Source organism: Nonomuraea sp. NPDC050383 (assembly GCF_044459125.1).
Lineage (GTDB): Bacteria > Actinomycetota > Actinomycetes > Streptosporangiales > Streptosporangiaceae > Nonomuraea.
Window position 1 is genome coordinate 221,392 of the sequence record NZ_JBITIP010000001.1, and the last position, 22,842, is coordinate 244,233.

The window sequence follows — 22,842 nt, forward strand, 5'->3', positions numbered from 1 at the left end:
CAAGGAGACCGACGAAGATGCAGTGCCCCAAATGCCGCGGCAGCATGCGGACTTATGAGCGCAACGGCGTCCACATCGAGCAGTGCGACAACTGCCGGGGGATCTTCCTCGACTACGGCGAGCTGGAGACGCTGACCCGGATGGAGGCCAGCTACCACGCCGCTCCCCCGCCGCCCGCCCCCGGCCCCGCCTGGGGCGCCCCGCACGGCGGCCACGGCGGCCACTACGGCCACCACCGCCAGCGCAGCTGGGTGGGCATGCTGTTCTCGTCCTGACGGACACCGGCTCACACCGGACGACACGGCCAGGGCCGCGCACCCGTGATGCGCGGCCTTCGCCGTGCCCGACGCCAGGCACCATCGCGCCTACCGCGGCATGCCTGCTCCATGCCGGATGGGCACCGTCAGCTCGGGAAGTCGTCGGGGTCCACGTCGGCGGTGCGGGCGTTGCCGCCGTTGATGGCGTGCAGCGTGATCCGCCAGTCGTGCCAGCGGATCTGGGTGGCGGTGAAGGTGGTCTTGAACGACACCGACTTCTCGAAGCGCTCGAAGCTGCACTCGCGGGTGAAGGCGCGCGCCTTGCCGTCCCAGTCGACGCCGTGCGTGAAGTAGATCTTGTAACTGCCGTCCCGCACACCGCTGACCTTGAACTTCGACTTCTTGCGCACGTACACGCTCACCGTCTTCGAGCCGCCCTTGACCATGGTGACGACCGCGTCGCGGGTGCCGCCGTTGTCGATCTGCAGCGAGCTGCGGCCGTTCAGGGTGCTCCGGCGGATGAACGTGCCGTTGCCGAGGCGCCGGGTCTTCTTGGCGCCGGCCTTCACGGTGACCACGTCGGCCGGGTAGTCGCCCGCCTGCTGCAGGGCCTGGCCGGCCTGGTCCAGGGCCTTGAGCGCGCCGCCCACGTCGGTGAGGGCGGCCGAGGAGGTGCACAGGTCGCGGCTGCCGACCTTGCCGGCGGTGCCGCCGAGCGCGGTGGCGAAGTCGCGCAGGCTCGCCACGTACGCGTCGTGCTGGGCGCGCACCTGGTCGGGCGGGGTGACCGCGGCGAGCGCGGCGGCGCCGTCCTCGATCGCCTCGGTGGCCCGCTGCGCCCGCTGGCCGAGCGTCTTGGGCTTCCGCGCCGCCACCATGGAGTCGAGGGCGCCGGCCATGGCCTTGCGCCGGGTCGCCAGCTCCGTCTTGTACGCGGCGGGGTCGAGGGCGGACGCGCTGGGCGCGGCGGTCTGGGCGGGGCCCGTCGCGGTGCCGGAGGAGGGGGCGCCGGAGGAGGCGGTTCCGGAGCCGCCGCCCACGCCGCTGACCACGGGCTGGCCGCCCGAGGGCCGGGGAGTGGCGGCTGAGCAGGCGCCGAGCGTCAAGGTCGCCAGGGCGAGGACGCAGGAGATCATCCGGGGGGCTGCCACCTGTCCCACTATCGCCGTCTTGATCCCCCATCGTCAATCGCGGTCCCCTCCCCCGCGCCGCCCGCCCCACCCCCGCCTCCCGTCGCGTCGTCCGCGCACCGACACGGGACGATCACGACTGTCGACTCGCGCGGTGCGCTCCGCCTAGAGTCGGCTGCATCACACCCAGGAGGACAGGCATGTCGAGCATTCCCTCCCTGCTGCGCGACCGGATCGCCGCCACCCCTGACGCCGAGGCGTACCGGACGCCGTCGGACGACGGCTGGGCCTCGCTGTCCTGGCGGGAGGTGGGCGAGCGGGTCCGCCGGTTGGCCCTCGGCCTGGCGCAGATCGGCGCGGGCCCCGGCACACGGGTGGCCATCCTCAGCTCCACCCGCATCGAATGGATCCTCGCCGACCTGGCGGTGCTGTCGACGGGCGCCGCCACCACCACGATCTACCCGTCCAACACGGCCGCCGAGTCGGCGTTCGTCATCACCGACTCCGGCAGCACGATCGTCATCGTCGAGGACGACGACCAGGTGGCCAAGGTCAGGTCGGTGCGCGAGGAGCTGCCCGACGTCAAGCACGTGGTCGTCATCGACGGCACCCCCAGCCAGGACGGCTGGGTGGTGCGGCTCGACTCGCTGAGCGGCGAGGGCGACTACGACGCGATGGTCGACGCCATCGGCCAGGACGACCTGGCGACGCTCATCTACACCTCCGGCACGACCGGCCGGCCCAAGGGCGTGGAGCTGACCCACGACAACTGGCTGTACGCCGGCGGCGCGGTCCGCGAGCTCGGCATCATCTCGGAGGAGGACCTGCACTTCCTGTGGCTGCCGCTGTCGCACTCGTTCGGCAAGCTGCTCCAGGTCGTGATGATCGACATCGGCGTCCCGACGGCGGTGGACGGCCGGCTCGATCGGATCGCCGAGAACCTGGGCGTGCTCAGGCCGACGTTCATGGCCGCGGCGCCGCGCATCTTCGAGAAGATCCACAACACGGTGGCCGCCACCGTGCAGCGCGAGGGCGGGGCCAAGCTGCGCATCTTCCGGTGGGCCCGCCAGACGGGCCTGCGGGTGGTGCGGGCGCGCCAGCGCGGCGCCGCCGTGCCGCTCACGACACGGGTCGAGTACGCGCTGGCGGACCGGCTCGTGTTCGCCAAGCTGCGCGAACGGTTCGGCGGCCGGATCCGCTTCTTCATCTCGGGCTCCGCGCCCCTGTCGCGCGACATGGCCGAATTCTTCGACGCGGCCGGGCTGACGATCCTGGAGGGCTACGGGCTGACCGAGTCCTCGGCGGGCAGCTTCTTCAACCGGCCGGAGTCGGTCAAGTTCGGCACGGTCGGCCCGCCGCTGCCGGGGACGCTGGTGCGCATCGCCGACGACGGCGAGGTGCTGATCGGCGGCCGGGGCATCATGCGCGGCTACCACGGGCTGCCGAAGGAGACCTCTGAGGCGCTGGAGGACGGCTGGCTGCGCACCGGCGACATCGGCGAGCTCGACGACCAGGGCCGGCTGACCATCACCGACCGCAAGAAGGAGCTGATCAAGACCTCGGGCGGCAAGTACGTGGCCCCGACATACCTGGAGGGCCGGGTCAAGGCGGCCTGCCCGTACGTGTCGCACGTGTTCGTCCACGGGGACCGGCGCAACTACTGCACGGCGCTGGTGACGCTGGACATGGAGGTCGTCAGGCCCTGGGCCGAGTCCGAGGGCCTGCCCGCCGACCCCGCGGAGCTGCGGGAGCACCCGCGGATGCGCGAGGAGGTGAGCAGGGCGATCGACCAGGTGAACGCGGGAGAGGCGAGCTACGCGACGATCAAGAAGTTCGTCATCCTGGGCGAGGACTTCACGGTCGAAACGGGCGAGCTGACGCCGAGCCTGAAGATCAAGCGCAAGGCCGTCGAGGAGCGCCACGGCGACGTCCTCGACGCCTTCTACGACCAGCCATGAGGACGGCCCCTACAGGACGCGCCTCGCGCCGGGGATCGACCTGACGAGGTAGGCGAGCCCCCAGCACAGCGGCAGGGAGACGGCGGTCACCAGCGCGAACTTGACGACGGCCGCCGCCTCCAGCCCGCGCAGCGCCACGGCGACGCCGACGAGCACGATCGGGTGGACGACGTACACCGTGTAGGCGTGCGCCGACAGGAACCGGCCGAGCGGGCCCTGCCCGTCGAAGCGCTCCCGGAAGAGCACCACGAGACCGGCGATGAGCCCCACGGCGAAGAACGACTGCCAGAGCGCCGTGGCGGCCCAGGACGGCGCGCCCGTGGTGAGCACCGACAGCGGCAGCGGCACGGCCACCGCGACGGCCGCGATGACGAAGCCCAGGCGGCCGGTCCGGCGCGGCAGGCTCTCGAACCAGCCGCGCCGGAAGGCCACGGTGCCGGCGGCGAACATGGCCACGTACTGCGGCAGGTAGTCGGGGCTGGGCAGCCCGAGGAAGGGGACGTACGTGCCGGTGGGCACCGCGAGCCGCCACAGGAACGTGACCGCGGCGAGCCCGGCGGCGAACAGCACGAGCGACCGGACACTCGGCGGCGACCGCCGCGCCGTCACCTCGGGCCCGACCTCCGGCGCGCCCTCCGGTCCGCCTTCCGGCGTGCGATCCCGCCCGGCGCGCATACGCCGCCACAGCGCGTACGCCAGCGCGAAGACGAGCAGCACCTCGGCGAACCACATCGGCCCCGGGTCCCAGGTGCGCAGGTAGAACTCGGCGTACGGCATGTCCCGGCCCTGGGCCAGGTACTGCGGCAGCGTGACCAGCGGGCGCAGCAGCACGACGAAGACGAGCAGCGGAATCCCCAGCCGGACCAGCCGGTCGCGGACGAACGCCCGCCCGCCCTTGCGGTCGTGGGAGCCGGGGCTGAAGAACCCGGAGACGAGGAAGAACAAGCCCATGAAGAACGCCTGGTTCAGCGTGACCAGGATGTCGAGGGCCAGCCCGGAGGGGTCGCGGGCGGGCTCGACGTAGAACCACACCGGGATGTTGCCGTAGGTCACGGCCACGTGGTGGATCACGACGAGCGCGGTGAGGACGACGCGGAGGTTGTCGACCGCTAACAGGCGGGTGGCGGATCGGGTCTCGGTGGTCATGTGCAGGCCCTTTCGAGGAGGTCGGCGAGCTGCCTGGCGTGGGCGTCCAGATCGTGGTCCGGGTGGGCCTGCCAGTAGGCGAACATGGAGTCGACGGCCGCCTGGTGGGTGACGGCCATGACGCGGACGTCGAAGGCGCGGAACTCCCCGCGTTCCTGCCCGTGGCGGTAGATCCCCTCCAGCGCCTGGTAGAGCTCGTCGCTGGTCTGGACGCCGTAGCGCGGAGTGCCGTCGGCCGCGCGCAGGTTCGTGAAGATCTCACCGAGGGCCCGGAGCTGGACGCGGTTGGACCGCATGTGCTCGGCCACGGACAGGACGTGCGTCCTGAGCAGGTCGGTGGCGGACTCGGCGCCCTCCATGCGGGCGACGACGAACTCGGCGATCTGCGTGTAGACGCGGGTGACCACTTCCTCCATCAGCTCTTCCTTGCCGGCGAAGTGGTAGGAGATGACGCCCTTGCTGATGCCGGCGTGCTGGGCGATCCGGGCGAGCGACGCGCGGGCGAAGCCCACCTCGGCGATCACCTCGACGGCGGAGCGGACGATCTGGTCCCGCCGCGCCTCCTCGATGAACGACCGCGCCTTCTGGCCACTCGGCTTGTTTTCTGACCGCATGGCCAAAAATTAGCACAGGCGGACAGAAGATCGGTAGGACCGGTGAGTCAGAGGGGCAGCCAGCCGGCGCGGCCGTACCAGGTGCCGCCCGCCGCGAGGTGGTCGGCGATCGCCCGCTCCAGCCGCGTGCGGCGCGGCAGCTCCGGCCCGTACGCGTCGGCCCCGAGGACGAACGCCAGCATGTCGCTGCCCTCGAACCGGTGCAGCAGGTGGAAGCGGCGCTGGAAGGCGACGATGTTGGAGCCGGCCGGCAGGTAGCGGGCGAGCTGGTCGTCCAGCAGCCACGAGTGGCAGGTGACGACCCGGGGGCGCTCCTCGGGGAAGTGCCGGGCGAAGAAGGCGCGGGCCCGCGCGAACGCCGCGTCGCACGCCTCGGGCGTCATCGGCCCCTTGGAGTCGGGGACGTGCACGGCGAGCGCGGCGTCTCCCGGGGCGACGGGCAGCCCGGCCCGGGCGACGCCCTCGGCGGTGGTGCGCCCCAGACGGGTGCGCTCGAACTGGAGGCGGCCCAGGTCGTACATGAGGCCGCGGGCGTGCAGGGCGAACCACCAGGGCGCGTGCAGGCCGGGCCCGCCGTGGCGCCTGCGGTGGGCGGCCATGGTGCGGCCCAGGTCGGTGAACGTCGCCCAGGACACCGCTTCGGGGACGCCGCGCTCCCGGTGGTAGCCCCTCGTGTACGGCAGGGCGCCCAGGAAGACGTGCGTGAACACGTACGGGCCCAGCTCAGGGGGCAACCGGTCGGGGAACGCGGGGCCGCGCTCGACCAGGCCCATCGCGGCGACGAGCGAGTGGACGCACCGCTCGACCAGCCACCACTGCGGGGTGCCGCGCTCGGGCAGGGTGGAGACGACGCCGTTGACGTCCTCGTGCGGGACGGCCAGCCGCAGCAGCTCGGCGACGGGATCGCGGGGGAACTGCACGTCGATGCCGCCGAGGGACTCCAGGTGGTCCAGCCAGCCGGGATGGTCCCGGAGCAACGCCTTGATGTCCATCGCCGTCCAGCGTAGCCCCGGGCCCTGCGATGACCGGCGGACGAGACGTGGCGCGGCGACGAGCGACGTTCAGGGGCGGGTCAGGAGCGTTCAGGGGCTGATCGGGGGCGGGTGAAGGCGGACAGGAGGCGGTCGGCGGCGAGCGACGGGGTGAGGGTGCCCGCGAGGACCTCCTTCTCCACCTCCTCCGCGATGGCCGCGACCCGCGGGTCGTGACGCAGCTCCGACAGCAGCCGGTCGCGCACCAGCGTCCACGTCCACCCCACCTGCTGGCGACGGCGCTTGTCGTCCAGGTCCAGGCCCTCCTGGTGCGCCAGCACGTGCTCCCACAGCTCCGCCAGCCCGTCGCCGGTGAGCCCGCTGCACGTCAGCACGGGCGGCGGAGTGCTGTCGGAGCGGAGCATGCGCAGCGCCCCGGCCAGCTCGCGCGCCGCCTTGCGCGCCGCCGTCGCGTGCTCGCCGTCCGCCTTGTTCACCGCGATGACGTCCGCCAGCTCCAGCACGCCCTTCTTGATGCCCTGCAGCTGGTCTCCGGTACGGGCCAGCGTGAGCAGCAGGAACGTGTCCACCATGTCGGCGACCGCCGTCTCCGACTGCCCCACGCCCACGGTCTCGACCAGGACGACGTCGTACCCGGCCGCCTCGACGACGACCATGGCCTCCCGGGTGGCCTTGGCGACGCCGCCCAGGGTTCCGGAGGTGGGCGAGGGCCGGATGAACGCGGCCGGGTCGGCCGCCAGGCGCGACATGCGGGTCTTGTCGCCCAGGATGCTGCCGCCCGTACGCGTCGAGGACGGGTCCACGGCCAGAACGGCGACCCGGTGACCCTGTCCGGTGAGCATGGTGCCGAGGGCGTCCACGAATGTGGACTTCCCCACACCCGGCACGCCCGAGACCCCGACGCGGCGCGCCCGGCCGGACAGCGGGGTCAGCTCCACCAGCAGGCGTTGCGCGAGGGCGGCGTGGTCGGGCCGGGTGGACTCGACCAGCGTGATCGCGCGGGCCGTCCAGGTGCGGGAGCCGTCGCGCACACCCTCGGCGTAGTCCTCCAGCGACCGCACGCGCCCTCCCTGCCCTGCCGGCCCAACCTGCTAGGAGTTTCCCGTTTGATCAGCTTAACTCCCGCCAAGTCATAACTTTTGACGCTAAGGTGCAGAGCGTAGTCGTCCCACCCGTCACAGGAGTCACTCCCCTCATGCCCCATGTCGAACCCCTGCGCGAGGGCGACCCGGCATCGGTGGGGCGCTACCGGCTCGCCGGCCGTCTCGGCGCCGGCGCCCAGGGCGTCGTCTATCTCGCCCAGGCGCCGAACGGCGCTCCGGTGGCGGTCAAGGTGCTGCACGAGGGACTCGCCGGCGACGACCGCCTGGCCCGGGAGATGGCCGCCGCCCGCCAGGTCGACCCGGTCAACGTCGCCCAGGTGCTCGACGCGTCCGTCAGCGGCCGGCCGTACGTGGTGAGCGAGTACGTGGACGGGCCGTCGCTGCAGCAGGCGGGACCGCAGGCGGGCGCGGAGCTCCAGCGGCTCGCGGTCGCCACCGCCACGGCGCTCGCGGCGATCCACCGGGCGGGCCTCGTCCACCGCGACTTCAAGCCGGCCGGCGTGCTGCTGGGGCCCGGGGGGCCGCGCGTGATCGGGTTCGGCGTCACGGGCGCGCTCGACTCCAAGCTCTCGGCCACCAGCAACGTGGTCGGCACCCCCGCGTACATGGCGCCTGAGCAGCTCGCGGGACAGGCGGTGGGGCCGGCGGCGGACGTGTTCGCGTGGGGGTCGGTGATCGTCTTCGCGGCCACGGGGGTGCCGCCGTTCGGCGACGACTCGCTGCCCGCGGTGATCAACCGCATCCTGCGGGCGGAGCCGCACCTCGGGGAGCTGCCGCAGCCGCTGCGCGCGGCGGTGGCCCGCTGCCTGACCAAGGCCCCGGCCGGGCGCCCGACCATGCACGAGGTCCTGCTCCACCTCCTCGGCGACCTTGCGTCCTCACCCGGCTCTCAGGGCTCACCGGGCTCTCCGGTCTCCGCCGGCGCGCCGGGCTCTCCCGGTACGGACCCGCACGGGACGCACGGGGACGCGTGGCACACGGCGCCGCAGACCGCGGTCCGGCAGGAGCCGATCTCCCAGTCCACGGACCCGGTCCGCCCGGTGACGGGCCCGCAGGCCCCCGTCTGGCCACCCGCCGCCACCACCCAGGACCACTCCTTCGACACCCCCCAGCCCTCGGCCGCACCGAGCGCGCCTCGCCCGAGCGCGTCCGGCCCGAGCGCGTCCGGCCCGAGCACATGGGGTCAGAACGCACCCGCCACGGGCGCGGCCGGTTCCGCCGGGGCGGGTGCCGCGCAGGCGGCCTCGTGGGCCCGTACCGCCGATCAAGGTGAGCGGTGGCCGGCCGACGGAGCCCCCGAGGACCCGTGGCCCCAGGACGGAACGCCGCGCGGCCCGCGGCCCCAGGACGAAGCCGGGCGTGACCCCTGGCCGCAGGACGGACCCCGGCGCGAGCCGTGGCCCCAGGACGGACCCCGACGTGACTCCTGGCCGCAGGACGAGTCGGTGGCCGGGCCGGGTGCGGCCGGGGAGCGGCAGCCGGAGCCCGGCGGGAAGCCGGCCCCCGCGGCGCCACGGAGGCGGCGCGCCAAGACACTGGTCATCGCCGCGGCCTCCGGCCTGACCGCGCTCGCCCTGGGGGCGGCCATCGTCTGGCTGACCCCTTCCTCCCCGCAGCCGAGGTCGCAGAGCCTGGTCGGCGCCTCCTCCAGCACCTCCCCCACCGCGTCGCCGTCCCCGTCGCGCAAGCGGCCCACCAGGACGCGCACCCCCGCCCCGGCCCACCCCGGCACCGCCGACCCGGTCACCACCCGCTCCGCCGATCCCGACGGCACCGCCTCTCCCACCGACGCTCCGGTGACGGGACGGCTCACCCTCACGTACGTGCGCGCCGTCGGCACCAGGGAGGGCACCTGCTGGGCCGGTGACCACGTGGCTCTGACCGCGCTGGTGGAGCGCGCCGGCGACCAGCTTCCGTTCGGCTACGTGTGGATGGTCGACGGGCGCGTCACCGGCCGAGCGACGACCGTCGTGGCCCCGGACGGCCGGCTCGTCCTGAACGCGCCCCGCACCCTGGCGGCCGACGGCGGCACCCACCTGGTCACGCTGCGCATCACCACCCCGGTGACCCGCCAGCGCTCGCTGTCCGTGACGTTCTGCCCGCAGCCGTAGAGGGGCGCTTCCCCACCCGCGGCCGGACGTCACGCCGGCCGTAACGATGACCTCCTGTGCAGCCCACCCGTCCGGCCAGCCCGGGGAGCACCTACGCGTGGCGCTCGCGGAGGTCGTTCAGCAGGTCCAGGGCCGCGTCGGCGATCACGGTGCCCGGCGGGAAGATGGCCGCGGCCCCGGCGGCCCGCAGGGCGGCGAAGTCGTCCGGCGGGATCACCCCGCCCACCACGATCATGACGTCGGAGGCGTCCAGGTCCGCCAGGGCCCGCCGGAGCGCAGGCACCAGCGTCAGGTGGCCGGCCGCCAGCGACGACACGCCGACGATGTGCACGTCGGCCTCCACCGCCTGCCGCGCCACCTCCTCCGGCGTCTGGAACAGCGGACCGACGTCCACGTCGAACCCCAGGTCGGCGAAGGCCGTGGCGATCACCTTCTGGCCCCGGTCGTGGCCGTCCTGGCCCATCTTGGCCACCAGGATGCGCGGGCGGCGGCCCTCGGCGCGCTCGAAGTCGGCGCACGCCTGCCGTACCCGCTCGATGTTCCCGGCCGGGCCGGCCTCGTCGCGGTACACGCCGGAAATGGTACGGATCTGACCGGCGTGGCGCCCGAAGACCCGCTCCAGCGCGTCGGAGATCTCGCCCACGGTGGCCTTGGCCCGGGCCGCGTCGACGGCCAGCTTGAGCAGGTTGTGGTCGAGCCCCGGCCGGGGGTCGGCGGCGGCCTCGGTGAGCGCCTCCAGCGCGCGGCCCACCGCCTCGGGGTCGCGTTCGGCGCGCAGGCGGCGCAGCTTGTCGAGCTGGCTGGCCCGTACGGCGCTGTTGTCGACCTTGAGCACCTCGATCGGCTCGTCGGCGTCGGGCCGGTACTTGTTCACGCCGATGACCGGCTGGCGGCCCGAGTCGATACGGGCCTGGGTGCGGGCCGCAGCCTCCTCGATGCGCAGCTTCGGCAGCCCCGCCTCGATGGCGCGGGCCATGCCGCCGGCGGCCTCGACCTCCTCGATGTGCGCCCAGGCGCGCTCGGCCAGGTCGTGGGTGAGCCGCTCGACGTAGTAGGAGCCGCCCCACGGGTCGATGACCTTGGTCGTGCCGGACTCCTGCTGGAGCAGGATCTGGGTGTTGCGGGCGATGCGGGCGGAGAAGTCGGTGGGCAGCGCGAGCGCCTCGTCCAGCGCGTTGGTGTGCAGCGACTGCGTGTGGCCCTGCGTGGCGGCCATGGCCTCGACGCAGGTGCGGGCGACGTTGGTGAAGACGTCCTGCGCGGTCAGCGACCAGCCGGACGTCTGCGAGTGCGTGCGCAGCGACAGCGACCTGGGGTTCGTCGCCCCGAACCCGGACACCAGCTTCGCCCAGAGCAGCCGCGCGGCGCGGAGCTTGGCGACCTCCATGAAGAAGTTCATGCCGATGCACCAGAAGAACGACAGCCGGGGCGCGAACCGGTCGACGTCCATGCCGGCCGCGATGCCGGCCCGGAGGTACTCCACGCCGTCGGCCAGCGTGTAGGCGAGCTCCAGGTCGAGCGTGGCCCCGGCCTCCTGGATGTGGTAGCCGGAGATGCTGATCGAGTTGAACTTCGGCATCTTCTCGCTGGTGTAGGCGAAGATGTCCGAGATGATCCGCATGGACGGGGCCGGCGGGTAGATGTAGGTGTTGCGGACCATGAACTCCTTGAGGATGTCGTTCTGGATGGTCCCGGCGAGCTGCTCCGGCTCCACCCCCTGCTCCTCGGCCGCCACGATGTAGAGCGCCAGGACGGGCAGCACGGCCCCGTTCATGGTCATCGACACCGACATGCGGTCCAGCGGGATCCCGTCGAAGAGCTGCCGCATGTCGTAGATCGAGTCGATCGCCACCCCGGCCATGCCCACGTCGCCCTCGACGCGCGGGTGGTCGGAGTCGTAGCCGCGGTGCGTGGCCAGGTCGAACGCCACCGACAGGCCCTTCTGACCGGCCGCGAGGTTGCGCCGGTAGAAGGCGTTGGAGTCCTCGGCGGTGGAGAAGCCCGCGTACTGGCGGATGGTCCACGGCTGGTTGACGTACATGGTCGGGTACGGGCCGCGCAGGTACGGGGCCGCGCCCGGGTAGGTGCGCAGGAAGTCGAGGCCGTCGAGGTCGGCGGCCGTGTAGAGCGGCCTGACGGCGATGCCCTCGGGCGTCTCCCACACCCGCCCCTCCGCCGGCGGGGACGCCTCGGGCGGCGCCTTGCCCTCCAGCGGCACGCCGGTGAAGTCGGGGATCATCGGGCCACCTCCAGGACGTCGAAGGTCGTGCGGAGCACGCCGAGCGCGTCGCACCCGGTGTGGAGGCAGGCGTCCACGCCGTCGTACGAGCCCTGGCCGGCCAGCCAGACCAGGCGCGCCCCGGCCTTCCTGAGCGCGGCGGCCACGGCCTCGGCGTGCTGGGCGTACAGGCGGTCGGTCGAGCACAGGCAGGCGACGGTGGTGCCGCTGACGGCGAACGCCGTGGCGATCTGGTCGGGCTCCGCCCCCGGGCCGGCGGTCTCGGTGGCCAGCCCGCCGGCGTGGAAGAGGTTCGCGGCGAACGCGGCGCGGGCCGAGTGGGCGGCGACGGGGCCGATCGTGGCGAGGAACACCTTGGGGCGTTCGGGCAGCGCGTCGGCCACGTCACGCAGCTCCTCGAACTCCTGGGCGTACCGGATCACCGGCAGACCCGCGGGGGTCCCCTCCCGGGAGGAGGCCGGCCACGGGCCGCCCCGCCGGAGGCGGCGCGGGGGCTTCTCGCCGGGCTGCGGGTACTCGCTGACGCCCGTGATCGGGAAGCGCCGGTGCGCGACGTCGGCGGCGCGGCGCTCGCGGGTGGCGGCGACCCGCGACGCCACCAGGCCGGCCGCCGGCTCGATGCCGCCCGCCGCCTCGATGTCCTGGAACCACTCCCAGGCCCGCTCGGCCAGGTCGGCCGTGCGCCGCTCGACGTACCAGGACCCGCCGGCGGGGTCGGCCACCCGGCCGACCCCGGCCTCCTCCAGCAGCAGCGCCTGCGTGTTGCGGGCGATGCGGCGGGAGAACGCGTCGGGCGGGCCCAGGCAGGCGTCGAACGGCTGCGCGGTGACCGCGTCGGCCCCGCCCACCCCGGCGGCGAAGCAGGCCACGGTGGTGCGGAGCATGTTCACGTACGGGTCGCGCGCGGTCATCATCGCGGAGCTGGTCACCACGTGCTGGAGCTGCGCCCCGGACGCCCCGGCCGCCGGGGTGCCCGTCTCGACCCCGCACAGCTCGGCGATGCGCGCCCACAGGCGGCGCGCGGCCCGCAGCTTGGCGATCGTGGCGAACTGGTCGTCGGTCGCGGCGTAGCGGAACTCCAGCTGCCCGAACGCCTCCTCGACGCCCAGCCCGGCGTCGGTGAGCGCGCGCAGGCAGGCGACGCCCAGCGCGATCGAGCAGCCCAGCTCGTCGGCGTCGCCGCCGCCCGCGTCGTGGTACGGCGTGGCGTCCACGGTGACGGCCCGCAGCCCCGGGAACTCGGCCACGCACCGCCGGGCGAGCCGCACGGCGGTGTCACGGCCGCCGGCCGTACCGGCTCCGAGGTTGCCCCGGGCGGGGGTGCCGCGCTCGGCGGCCAGCGCGAGCAGCGCCTCGGCCGCCTCGGCGGTGCGGTGACCGGCGTCCAGCGTGATCGGCGCGAGGTCGAGGTGGACGCCCTTCAGCACCCGGCCCAGCTCGCCCACGGGGATCGCGCCGTCGCCGACGGCCAGCCACAGCGAGGTGACGCCGTTCTCCAGGTCGGCCAGCACGGCCTCCGGGTCGGGGACGGCGTGGCGCTGCCGCACGTCCCAGCCCCCGGCGGCCCGCGCCGCGTGCGCGGCCCGGTCGAAGGGCGGGGCGGCCGGCAGGTCGTCGGCGTCGTACAGCGGGGAGAGCGTCACCCCGTCGTACGTCGGGCCGGACAGGGCCTCCTCCGGGGACGCGGCCTCCACCCCCGACCTGCGCAGGACCGCGAGCGCGAGCGCCCGCCAGTCGTCGCGAGTGGTCGCGGGAAAACCGGCTGCCAGGTCCATGATTCGGATAGTAGGCGGAACGCCGCGAACCGGGTAACCCCAGGGGTCCCCCAGCGAAACGCCCGGCCGCCCCGGTGGGCCGGTCAGGAGCCGGGGGCCTCCCAGGCCAGGCGCCAGGTGACCGGGCCGACGACGCCGTCCGCCTCCACCCCCTGCTCGCGCTGGAAGCGGAGGCAGACGTCGCGCGACGACGCCCCGTAGGCGCCGTCCACGTCGAGGTCCCACCCGCGAGCCTTCATCTGCTGCTGCCAGGTGCGCACGTCCTCCCCGCGCGTCACCGGCGGATAGCGCAGCAGCCGGCCGGGGAACGGAGGCGCCGCGGGCTGCTCGCCGTCGCCGCCGTCCCCGTCGCCGCCGTCACCGCCGGGCCGCGGCGCGCCCCGGCGCACCCACGCGTACAGCGGCTCCCCGGGGCAGTCGGTCGCGTACCCGTCGCGGTGCCCCTTGATCTCCAGGCCCGCGTCGCCGTGCTGACGGACGTACTCGACGGCGTCGAGGATGGCGTGCAGCACCCCGTCGGTCGGCTCCACCAGCCCGGCGTTGCCCACGAGGCCGAGCACGGCGTAGTGCCCGGAGTTGAGGCCGGGACCGTTGGCGGCGGGCAGGTGGTGCAGGCCCCGCCCCTCGAACACCTTCCTGTGCGGACAGGCCACGAAGGAGTAGCCGATGTCCAGCCAGCCGTTGCCGTCCTGGTGACCGCGCTGGATGGACTGCACCAGCGACACGCAGCCCGCGTGGTCGGCGACGATGCCGGGATTGACCACTCCGCCGGTGTAGTGAACTTTCACCCCCCTGGTGGAGGCGAGCTGCGTATAGCTTCCCCGGGGCGCGCGGGCACCCCAGTCACGTCGTGTCACGAGATCGATGGCCACCGTTGTGCTCTCCGGATGGTCGAATATGTGACAACCGAGGGTAACGTGGCCTATGCGGACAGATGGGTGAATCGACGATTATTCGCTTTATGGACGGATCACTCGCTTGTCGGTGACGATGGCGGTGATCAGGTCGTGCGGGGTCACGTCGAACGCGGGGTTGACCGCGTCCGTGCCTTCGGGCGCCAGCCGCATCCCCCGGACCGTGACGATCTCCTCGGCGCCCCTGTCCTCGATCTCGATCCCGTCACCCGTGGGAGTGGCGAAGTCGATCGTCGTCTCGGGCGCCACCACGACGAACGGCACCCCGGCCCGCGCCGCGCCGAGCGCCAGGGCGTACGTGCCGATCTTGTTGGCGGTGTCGCCGTTGGCGGCGATGCGGTCCGCGCCGACGAGCACCGCGTCCACGCCGCCCCTCGCCAGCAGGTACGGGCCCGCGCCGTCGGCGACCAGCCGGTGCGGCGCGCCCATGCGGGCCAGCTCCCACGCGGTGAGCCGGGCGCCCTGGAGCAGCGGGCGGGTCTCCAGTGCCAGCACCTCGGCCAGCCGGCCGCGTTCGAGCAGCGTCTGTGCGACGCCGAGCGCCGTGCCCCGCTCCACGGCCGCGAGGCCGCCGGCGTTGCACACCGTCATGACGCGCAGCCCGCCGCCGGGACGGCCCTCGGTGAGCAGGTCGGCTCCCCGCTCCCCCATGGCCAGGCAGGCCGCGATGTCCTCGTCTCGGATGCGCAGGGCGGTCGCCAGGACCGCCTCGCGGCCCTTCGGCAGCCAGGCGGCGGCCTGGTCCACACCCCAGGCGAGGTTGACGGCCGTGGGCCGGGCGGCCCGCAGCCTGGCGATGGCGTCGCGGTCCCCGCCCGCCAGCACGACGCCGAGCGCTCCGGCGACGCCCAGCGCGGGCGCCCCGCGCACGGCCAGCCGCCGGATCGCGTCGATCAGCCGGTCGACGGTGGTGATCCTGACCATGACGCACTCGTCGGGCAGCCGCGTCTGATCGACCAGCTCGACCGCCCCGTCCACCCAGTCAATGGTCCGCACTCTCCGCACGCTAACCGACTACGGTCGATTCGCCACCATTCCGGGATCACATGGACGAGATCGGGTGGTCAGTGTTCGGCGAGGACGATGACCGAGTCGCCGTCCGCGAGCACGAGAGCCTGCGACTTCGGCGGGTTGAGGACGATGCCGTAGTGCGGCGGCGTGTTGCGCTCGCCCGCGTCCCGGTAGCCGATCGCCGTCTCCCCGCGCCGCCGCGCCGCCTCGATGATCGTCGAGAACGTCACCTCGGTGCCCGTCTTCACGTAGTCGCCCGCCGGCCGGGGGTAGATCTCCGAGCCGTGCGAGTCGAACAGGTAGCTGAAGACGTCCGCCAGATGCCGGTTCTCGGCCAGCTGGGCGAGGAGCAGGCCGATGACCGTGTCGCTGATGACGATGTCGTCGGCCTCGGTGACCTCGGCGAGGACGCGGTTGCTCTCGTCGTGCATCTCGCTGACGATCGAGTAGTGCTCGCCCCGCGCGGTCTGCATGTCGCGCAGTTGCAGCAGCGTCATGAGGGTGCGGGTGTCGGCGTGGTGGGGGTCGAAGCGGTCGTCCGACAGCACGATGACGTGCTGGAACAGGCCGAGGCCGAGCGCCTCCAGCTGGTAGCGGTCGGTGGTGTCGCACTCCTTGACGTTGACCGTGAGGTTGGCCAGGCCGTCCAGGCCCGCCCCGGCCTTGGGGTGGTCGGCGGCGACCTCCAGGGCCGAGCCGGGCGCGACGTAGCCGTCGAGGTAGCGGACGATGTGCTCGGCCCGGCCGTTCCAGTTGAGCACCAGCGTGCGCTCGGGTTCGGGCGCGGTGGGCGGGGCGCAGACGACGGCCTCCTCGTCGACGACGGGCTCGCCGGTGGCCAGGCGGACGTGGGAGTCGTCGTGGGCGATGACGACGACCTGGTCGTCGCCGCCGATGACGGTGTCCGACGGCGGGTTGAGCACGACGCCCGATCGCCCGCGCAGGCCGAGGACGCTGGCCGTCTCGTAGGCGTGCAGCGCCTCGCCGTAGGTGCGCCCGGCCAGCTCGGCGCCGGAGCGCAGGTAGATCTCCCCGCCGTCGAAGTTGAGCAGGTCCATGCAGACGACGGACATGCCGGACTGGCGCGAGGACTGGACGATGAGCCGGGAGGCGGTGTCGTCGGCGTCGACGAGGTGGACCTCTCCCCCGCCGGCCAGGCGGGCGGCGGGGATGTTGCCGGAGGCGGCGACGGCGGCCACGACCGGCGGGTGCGCCCCGGCCCGCTTGGCCAGCGCGAGCAGGATCTTGATGACGTGGGCGTCGGGGTCCTCGCCGTCGGGCGAGAGCACGACGACGGACCGGGCGCTCTGGAGGTTCATGAGCGCGAGGTCGCGCGGCTCGGTGGGCCGCCCGGTGCGGCAGACCAGCCGGGTGCGCCCGAGCTCGACGTGCTCGCGGATCTCCTCCTCCATGTCGAGCTTGTCGCGGTCGGCGAGGACGGCGATGACGGAGCCCGGCTGGCTGGCGTGCGCCTTGACCAGCTCGCCCACGATCGTGAACACCTGGTCCGACCAGCCGAGCACGACCGTGTGGCCCTTCTCGACGATGCGCGAGCGCCCCCGGCGCAGGCGGTCGACCTTCAGCTTGAGGCCGTTGGACAGCAGGCCGACGAGCATGCTGACGACGAACAGCCCGCCGAGGGAGCCCGCGAACATGACGGTCATGTACGCCGTGGAGCCCTTGTCGCCGGCGACCTTGCCGGGGTTGAGGGCGTGCATGAGCGCGACCCACAGCACCTCGCCGGCTCCGCCGACGCCCTCGGGCTCGTGGGGGGCCAGCCATAGCGTCAGGCCCGCGACCGCCACGACCAGGGCCACGGACAGGACGGCCAGCAGGCCGACGAGCGAGGCGGTCCCCCGGGACATCGTGTTGTCGAACCAGTAACGCGCACGCTCGCGGAACGTCACCCCTGCCACCCCGGTTTACCTCCACCATTCGCACACTTGACCGACACAACACCGAGGCAACAAGGTACCGGTGGATCGGCCCGTCCGCAGCGTTACCGGTGACCTGGCGATATGCCCCGTCCCGGTCTCCCACCCGCTCCGGGGCCGGGCGCCATGACATATCGGTATGGCTCCGGGATGGCGCCAGATCGCAAAACCCTTCGACAGACCGCCGCCCTGAGTGGATCATTATCCTCATGTCCGTGATGAAGGAGGTGCCGTTCCCGAGCCCGGAGTCGCCAGACCTCCCGATGAACATCTGGATCGACGACGCCGACTCCGCGATCGACGTCATCGACGCGCTGGCGCTGTCGCCGTTCGCGACCGGCGTGCAGCCCTGGTCGCGCCTGGCCAACCTGGAGCGGGTGCGCCCCGACGCCACGCTGAGCCCGGCCGAGGGCCGGCTCGTGCGCACCGCGCAGGTCCAGGACGGCTCGGAGTCGCGCCTGATCTGCGGTGAGGGCTGGACGCTGCGAATCGTACGGCACCGCAACCGCACCGCGACCGTGAGCGTCACCGCCGTCACCGAGGAGCTGGCCCGTTCGGTGCTCAAGGAGAGCACGGACGGCGCCGTGGAGCCGGAGCCGGAGACCGACCACGTCGACATGGGCTTCTGGTGGCGCGGCATGCACGGCGGGACCCGCTCCGAGAAGCCGATCACGGCCCAGCCGTGGGAGGAGATCAGCGGCAACTACTCCGCGCAGGTCCGCCGCTCCCTAGACGCGCTGATGACGGTCACCCCGGCGGACGTGCACGGCCGGCTCATCCTCATGCACGGCCCGCCCGGCACCGGCAAGACGACGCTGCTGCGCTCGCTGGCCAAGCAGTGGCGCGAGTGGTGCCAGGTCGACTGCGTGCTGGATCCGGAGCGGCTGTTCAACGACCCCGGCTACCTCATGGAGGTCGCCGTCGGCTACGACACGGACGAGGACCGGCACCGCTGGCGGCTGCTCGTGCTGGAGGACTGCGACGAGCTGATCAGCTCGGCGGCCAAGTCGCAGACCGGGCAGGGCCTGTCGCGGCTGCTCAACCTCACCGACGGGCTGCTCGGCCAGGGCCGGGACGTGCTGGTGGCGATCACCACGAACGAGGACCTGGCCCGCCTGCACCCCGCCGTCGTCCGTCCCGGCCGCTGCCTGGCGCAGCTGGAGGTCGGGCCGCTGACGCGCGACGAGGCGGTCGGCTGGCTCGGCTCCTCCGAGGGGGTCGGCCCGGCGGGGGCGACGCTGGCGGAGCTGTACGCGGCCCGCTCGGGGCGGGCGGTGCCCGTCCACGCCTCGGACGAGTCCACCGGCCTCTACCTCTGACCCTCGCCCCGGGGGCGGTGCGTACGTAAACCATCCGATGCGGGCGACCAGGCCGGGGACCACAATCGGCATGGTGCTCACCGTCGATCCGGCCCGCGTCGCCTTCCGCCGCCTGGCCGTGTCCTTCGGGACCGCGACCGGCGTCCCGGGCGGGCTCGCCCCGTGGACCGGCGACGAGGTGCCGATCGGCTTCCCCGCCACCCAGCTCGTCCCGTCGTGGACCGCGCGCACCCCGCCCGGCTCGTGGGTGGAGGTCGAGCTGCGGGCCAGGACGGCGGCCGGGGCTCTCACCAAGTGGTACGTGATGGGCCGCTGGTCCGAGCACGGCGACCCGCGCACCTCCGTGCCCGGCCAGGGCGACGACGACGGTGACGTGGCCGTCGACACGTTCGTGGCGCGGCGGCCGGTGACGGCGTTCCAGGTGCGGGTGACGCCGTGCGGCCCCGGCGTCCGGATGGGCTCGCTCGGGGTGATGGCCTCGGCCGTGCCGCCGTTCCCGGTCGTCTCCGCGTACGAGCCGGGCCGGGACGGGGCGGCCGCCGTCGAGCTCGCGGTCCCCCGTCACTCCCAGCACGAGCACGCCGGCCACCACCCGCACATCGACGGCGGCGGCGCCAACTGGTGCGGCCCGGCCGCGGTGGCGATGGTGCTCGGCTACTGGGGGCTCGGCCCGGCGCCCGAGGAGCTGGCCTGGGTGGGCGCGGGCGACCCGTCGCCGCTCGTGGACCACGCGGCCCGTGACACCTACGACTCCAGCTACCAGGGCACCGGAAACTGGCCGTTCAACGTGGCCTACGCCGGCCGGTTCGGGCTGTCGGGGTTCGTCACGCGGCTGCGCTCGGCGGCCGAGCTGGAGGCGTTCGTCCGGGCCGGGATCCCGGTGGTCACCTCGCAGTCGTTCAAGGCGCACGAGCTGCCCGGCTCCGGCTACTCGACGGGCGGGCACATCATGGTCGTCACCGGCTTCACCGCCGGGGGCGACGTCGTCGTCAACGACCCGGCGGCGCCGAGCGACGCCGACGTGCGCCGGGTCTATCCGCGGGCCGCGTTCGAGAACGTGTGGCTGCGGGGCTCGGGCAGCGGGGGCATCGTCTACGTGCTCCATCCGCCCGGCCATGCCCTTCCTCCCTCCGATGGCAACTGGTGAGTCCATGAGCATTCGACCGATCGACGTGGCCCGTACCGACGGCGGCCCCCTGTGGGTGGAGGCCGTCGCCACGCCCGCCGGGGTGGAGGTGTGGTGGGACGAGCCGCGCCCGCACGAGGGCGGCCGGCGGTGCGTGGTGCGGCGCCTGCCGGACGGGTCGCGCGTGGACGCGCTCCCGGCCGGCTGGAACGCCCGCAACCGCGTCATCGAGTACGGCGGCCGGTCCTGGCGGCCGCTGCCGGGCGGCGGGCTGGTGTTCACGAACTGGGCGGACCAGCGCCTGTACCGGCTCGACGGCGACGGCGAGCCGGTGGCGCTGACGCCGGAGGGCCCGGCCCGCTACGCCGACCTCTACCTGGCGCCGGGACGCGACGAGGTGTGGGCGGTGCGCGAGACCGGCACGACGCGTGACCTCGTCGCCGTGCCGCTGGCCGGCGGGCCGGTGCGGGTGATCGTGCGGGCGCAGCACTTCCTCATGTGCCCGCGCCTGTCGCCCGGCGGCGGCCACGTGTCCTGGATCGGCTGGGACCACCCGAACATGCCGTGGGACGGCACGGAGCTGTGCGTGGCGCCGCTCCGCCCCGACGGGACCGCCGGGCCGCGCGCGGTGGTCGCGGGCGGCCCGGCGGAGTCGGTCGTGCAGGCGGAGTGGCGCGACGAGGATTCTCTGTACGCCGTCACCGACGCGACCGGCTGGTGGAACCTCCACCTGGTGGGCCGCGAGGGCGGGCCGGCGCGCAACCTCACGCCGCGCGAGGAGGAGTTCGGCGACGCGCCGTGGAAGCCGGGCGCGTCGTGGTTCGCGGTCGCCGAGTCCGGGCTGGTGGTGGTGCACGGCACGGCGGACCGCCTGTTCCTGTCGGTGCTGGACCCCGCGACCGGGGAGCTGCGGGACGTGGGCGGCGAGGCGACGTACTGGGCCTCGACGGTGTCGGCGGCCGGCGGCAAGGCCGTGGGCGTGTCGGCCACGCCGTACACCCCGCGGGAGGTGACGCTCGTGGACCTGGCGAGCGGCGCGCGCGAGGTGGTGTCGGCGCCCAAGCCGCTGCCCGAGCGGGAGCTGCTGCCCGGCCCGGAGGCGTTGACGATCGAGGGCGTCCACGCGCACGTCTACCCGCCCGCGGGGGCGCCCGGGCCCGCCCCGTACGTCATCTTCGTGCACGGCGGGCCGACCGGGAGCCGGCCGATGGTGCTCGACCTGGAGATCGCCTACTTCACCAGCCGGGGCATCGGCGTGGCCGAGGTCAACTACGGCGGCTCCACCGGCTACGGCCGGGCCTACCGGGAGCGGCTGCGCCACCAGTGGGGCGTGGTCGACGTCGAGGACTGCGCCAAGGTGGCGCGCGGCCTGGTCGAGATGGGCAGGGCCGACGCCGCGCGGATCGCGATCCGGGGCGGCAGCGCGGGCGGCTGGACCACGGTCGCGGCGCTGGTGCACAGTGACGTGTTCGCGGGCGGCGTCGCCCACTACGCGATCACCGACCCGGAGAGCTGGGCCGCCGAGACGCACGACTTCGAGTCGCGCTACCTGGACGGGCTCATCGGGCCGCTGCCCGAGACCCGGCAGCGCTACACCGACCGCTCGCCGCTGCTGCGCGCCGCGCACGCGTCCGGCCCGTGCCTCATGCTGCACGGGCTGGAGGACGCGATCGTGGACGTGAGCCAGGCCGAGCGGTTCACGGCCGAGCTGGACCGGCACGGCAGGCGGTGGGCGCTGCTGACCTACCCCGGCGAGCAGCACGGCTGGCGCCGCGAGGAGACCATCGTCTCCGCGCTGGAGGCCGAGCTGGCGTTCTACGGGCTGATCTTCGGGTTCGAGACGCCCGAGGTGCCGCCGCTGAAACTGGAAGGAAGAGCGTGAAGAGCGTTGCCGAGATCTGCTCGGACCTGATCAGGTTCGACACCACCAACCCGGGCTCGGGCGAGCGGCCGGCGGCCGAGTACGTGGCCACGCTGCTGGCCGACGCGGGCCTGGAGCCGGAGGTGTTCGAGTCGGCGCCCCGCCGCACGACCGTCGTCGCCCGCCTGGAAGGCGCCTCGCCCGACGCGCTGCTCGTGCACGGCCACCTGGACGTGGTCCCGGCCGACCCGGCGGAGTGGCGCATGCACCCGTTCTCCGGCGAGATCGTCGACGACTGCGTGTACGGCCGGGGCGCGGTCGACATGAAGGGCTCGTGCGCGATGACGCTCGCGACCGTGCTCGGCATGCGGGCGCGCGGGCAGCGGCCGAGGCGCGACGTCGTGCTGGCGTTCCTCGCCGACGAGGAGGCGACCGGCGACTACGGCTCGCGGCACGCGGTCACCGAGCACCGTGACCTGTTCGACGGGGTCACGCAGGCGATCAGCGAGTCGGGCGGCTTCAGCGTCGCCTCGGGCGAGCACCGGGTCTACCCGGTGGCGGTGGGCGAGCGCGGCACGGCCTGGATGAGGCTGACCGCGCACGGCGTGGCGGGCCACGGCTCGCGGCCCGCCGTGGACAACCCCGTCGCCACGCTCGTCCACGCCCTGTCCCGCGTCGCCTCCCACCAGTGGCCGGTACGGCTCACGCCGTCGGTGGCGGCGCTCATCCAGGAGCTGTCGGAGATCACCGGGCAGCCCGTGGACCTGGACCGGCTGGATGAGGAGGCGGCCCGGCTCGGCGCTCTCGGCACCCTGTTCAAGGGGCAGATCCGCAACTCCGCCAACCCGACCATGCTGGACGCGGGCTACAAGGTCAACGTGGTGCCGTCCACGGCCCAGGCGCACGTGGACGGGCGCTACCTGCCGGGTCTGCAGGAGGAGTTCCTGGCCACGATCGACGAGCTGCTCGGGCCGAAGATCACCCGGGAGTTCGTGAACCTGGAGGACGCCCCGGCCGCGTCGTACCCGTCGCCGTTCTTCGACGAGCTGGCGGGGGCGCTGGTGGCCGAGGACCCGATGGCGCGGCCGGTGCCGTACGTGATGAGCGGCGGCACGGACGCCAAGTCGTTCGCCCGGCTCGGCATCGAGGGCTACGGGTTCGCGCCGCTGATGCTCCGGCCGGACCTGGACTACTTCGGCATGTTCCACGGCAAGGACGAGCGGGTGCCGGTCGAGGGGCTGGAGTTCGGCACGCGCGTCCTCACCCGCCTGCTCACCTGAGTCCCGCCGTGCCGTGACAGGTCCCTGGAACGGCTCGCCACAACAGTGGAACAAAGCATTCCGTTCTGATAT

General features: G+C 73.6%; 17 protein-coding genes. 7 read left to right on the forward strand and 10 right to left on the reverse strand.

From position 1 onward, the window contains the following. Positions 1-17: 17 nt before the first annotated feature. On the forward strand, positions 18-275 hold the full coding sequence (locus tag ACIBG4_RS00970) for a zf-TFIIB domain-containing protein (protein WP_310714042.1): 258 nt from the start codon (positions 18-20) through the stop codon (positions 273-275). 128 nt (positions 276-403) lie between these two features. On the opposite strand, the gene ACIBG4_RS00975 is transcribed toward ACIBG4_RS00970, so the two are convergent. Next, positions 404-1,408, reverse strand: coding sequence for a hypothetical protein (locus ACIBG4_RS00975; protein ID WP_397200088.1), 1,005 nt, complete (start codon positions 1,406-1,408; stop codon positions 404-406). A gap of 179 nt (positions 1,409-1,587) precedes the next feature. On the opposite strand from ACIBG4_RS00975, the gene ACIBG4_RS00980 reads away from it, so the two are divergent. After that, entirely contained in the window at positions 1,588-3,345 is a 1,758-nt protein-coding gene (locus tag ACIBG4_RS00980) for an AMP-dependent synthetase/ligase (RefSeq protein WP_397200089.1), read from the forward strand. 9 nt (positions 3,346-3,354) lie between these two features. Here the strand turns inward: ACIBG4_RS00980 and ACIBG4_RS00985 are convergent, their stop codons facing one another. From ACIBG4_RS00985 to meaB, 4 genes are all read right to left on the reverse strand, one after another. Beyond that, positions 3,355-4,491: an acyltransferase gene (locus ACIBG4_RS00985; RefSeq protein WP_397200090.1), complete on the reverse strand. Its 1,137-nt coding sequence runs from the start codon at positions 4,489-4,491 to the stop codon at positions 3,355-3,357. Further along, positions 4,488-5,105 carry a TetR/AcrR family transcriptional regulator gene (locus ACIBG4_RS00990; RefSeq protein ID WP_397200091.1) on the reverse strand — a complete coding sequence of 206 codons (618 nt, stop codon included), beginning with the start codon at positions 5,103-5,105 and terminating at the stop codon, positions 4,488-4,490. The genes ACIBG4_RS00985 and ACIBG4_RS00990 overlap by 4 nt, the downstream gene beginning before the upstream one ends. Positions 5,106-5,152: 47 nt before the next feature. Further along, the gene (locus ACIBG4_RS00995; RefSeq protein ID WP_397200092.1) at positions 5,153-6,097 is read right to left on the reverse strand and encodes an acyltransferase domain-containing protein; all 945 of its coding nucleotides are present in this window, start codon (positions 6,095-6,097) and stop codon (positions 5,153-5,155) included. Between the two features lie 80 nt (positions 6,098-6,177). Then, a complete protein-coding gene (gene meaB, locus ACIBG4_RS01000; protein ID WP_397200093.1) occupies positions 6,178-7,158 on the reverse strand; it encodes a methylmalonyl Co-A mutase-associated GTPase MeaB in 981 nt (326 codons plus the stop codon). Positions 7,159-7,292: 134 nt separating this feature from the next. Here meaB and ACIBG4_RS01005 point away from each other — a divergent pair, with 134 nt between their 5' ends. Beyond that, entirely contained in the window at positions 7,293-9,311 is a 2,019-nt protein-coding gene (locus ACIBG4_RS01005; RefSeq protein WP_397200094.1) for a protein kinase, read from the forward strand. 91 nt (positions 9,312-9,402) lie between these two features. Here the strand turns inward: ACIBG4_RS01005 and scpA are convergent, their stop codons facing one another. The 5 genes from scpA to ACIBG4_RS01030 all read right to left on the reverse strand — a co-directional run bounded on the left by scpA (position 9,403) and on the right by ACIBG4_RS01030 (position 17,157). Then, entirely contained in the window at positions 9,403-11,550 is a 2,148-nt protein-coding gene (scpA, locus tag ACIBG4_RS01010; protein ID WP_397200095.1) for a methylmalonyl-CoA mutase, read from the reverse strand. Next, a complete protein-coding gene (locus tag ACIBG4_RS01015; RefSeq protein ID WP_397200096.1) occupies positions 11,547-13,325 on the reverse strand; it encodes a methylmalonyl-CoA mutase subunit beta in 1,779 nt (592 codons plus the stop codon). Before ACIBG4_RS01015 ends, scpA begins: the two co-directional genes overlap by 4 nt. A gap of 83 nt (positions 13,326-13,408) precedes the next feature. Continuing rightward, entirely contained in the window at positions 13,409-14,113 is a 705-nt protein-coding gene (locus ACIBG4_RS01020) for an N-acetylmuramoyl-L-alanine amidase (RefSeq protein ID WP_397200097.1), read from the reverse strand. Positions 14,114-14,284: 171 nt separating this feature from the next. Then, a complete protein-coding gene (gene mtnA / locus ACIBG4_RS01025) occupies positions 14,285-15,235 on the reverse strand; it encodes an S-methyl-5-thioribose-1-phosphate isomerase (RefSeq protein ID WP_397200098.1) in 951 nt (316 codons plus the stop codon). 68 nt (positions 15,236-15,303) lie between these two features. After that, complete coding sequence (locus tag ACIBG4_RS01030) at positions 15,304-17,157, reverse strand: potassium transporter TrkA (protein ID WP_310714016.1); 1,854 nt, start codon at positions 17,155-17,157, stop codon at positions 15,304-15,306. A 236-nt stretch (positions 17,158-17,393) separates the two neighbouring features. Between ACIBG4_RS01030 and ACIBG4_RS01035 the strand changes: the two genes are divergently transcribed. From ACIBG4_RS01035 to ACIBG4_RS01050, 4 genes are all read left to right on the forward strand, one after another. After that, on the forward strand, positions 17,394-18,503 hold the full coding sequence (locus ACIBG4_RS01035; protein WP_355448771.1) for a DUF5925 domain-containing protein: 1,110 nt from the start codon (positions 17,394-17,396) through the stop codon (positions 18,501-18,503). A 70-nt stretch (positions 18,504-18,573) separates the two neighbouring features. Next, positions 18,574-19,650 carry a peptidase C39 family protein gene (locus ACIBG4_RS01040; RefSeq protein WP_397200099.1) on the forward strand — a complete coding sequence of 359 codons (1,077 nt, stop codon included), beginning with the start codon at positions 18,574-18,576 and terminating at the stop codon, positions 19,648-19,650. 4 nt (positions 19,651-19,654) lie between these two features. Then, positions 19,655-21,511: a prolyl oligopeptidase family serine peptidase gene (locus ACIBG4_RS01045; RefSeq protein WP_397200100.1), complete on the forward strand. Its 1,857-nt coding sequence runs from the start codon at positions 19,655-19,657 to the stop codon at positions 21,509-21,511. Then, entirely contained in the window at positions 21,508-22,770 is a 1,263-nt protein-coding gene (locus ACIBG4_RS01050; protein WP_397200101.1) for a M20/M25/M40 family metallo-hydrolase, read from the forward strand. Before ACIBG4_RS01045 ends, ACIBG4_RS01050 begins: the two co-directional genes overlap by 4 nt. Positions 22,771-22,842: the final 72 nt, after the last annotated feature.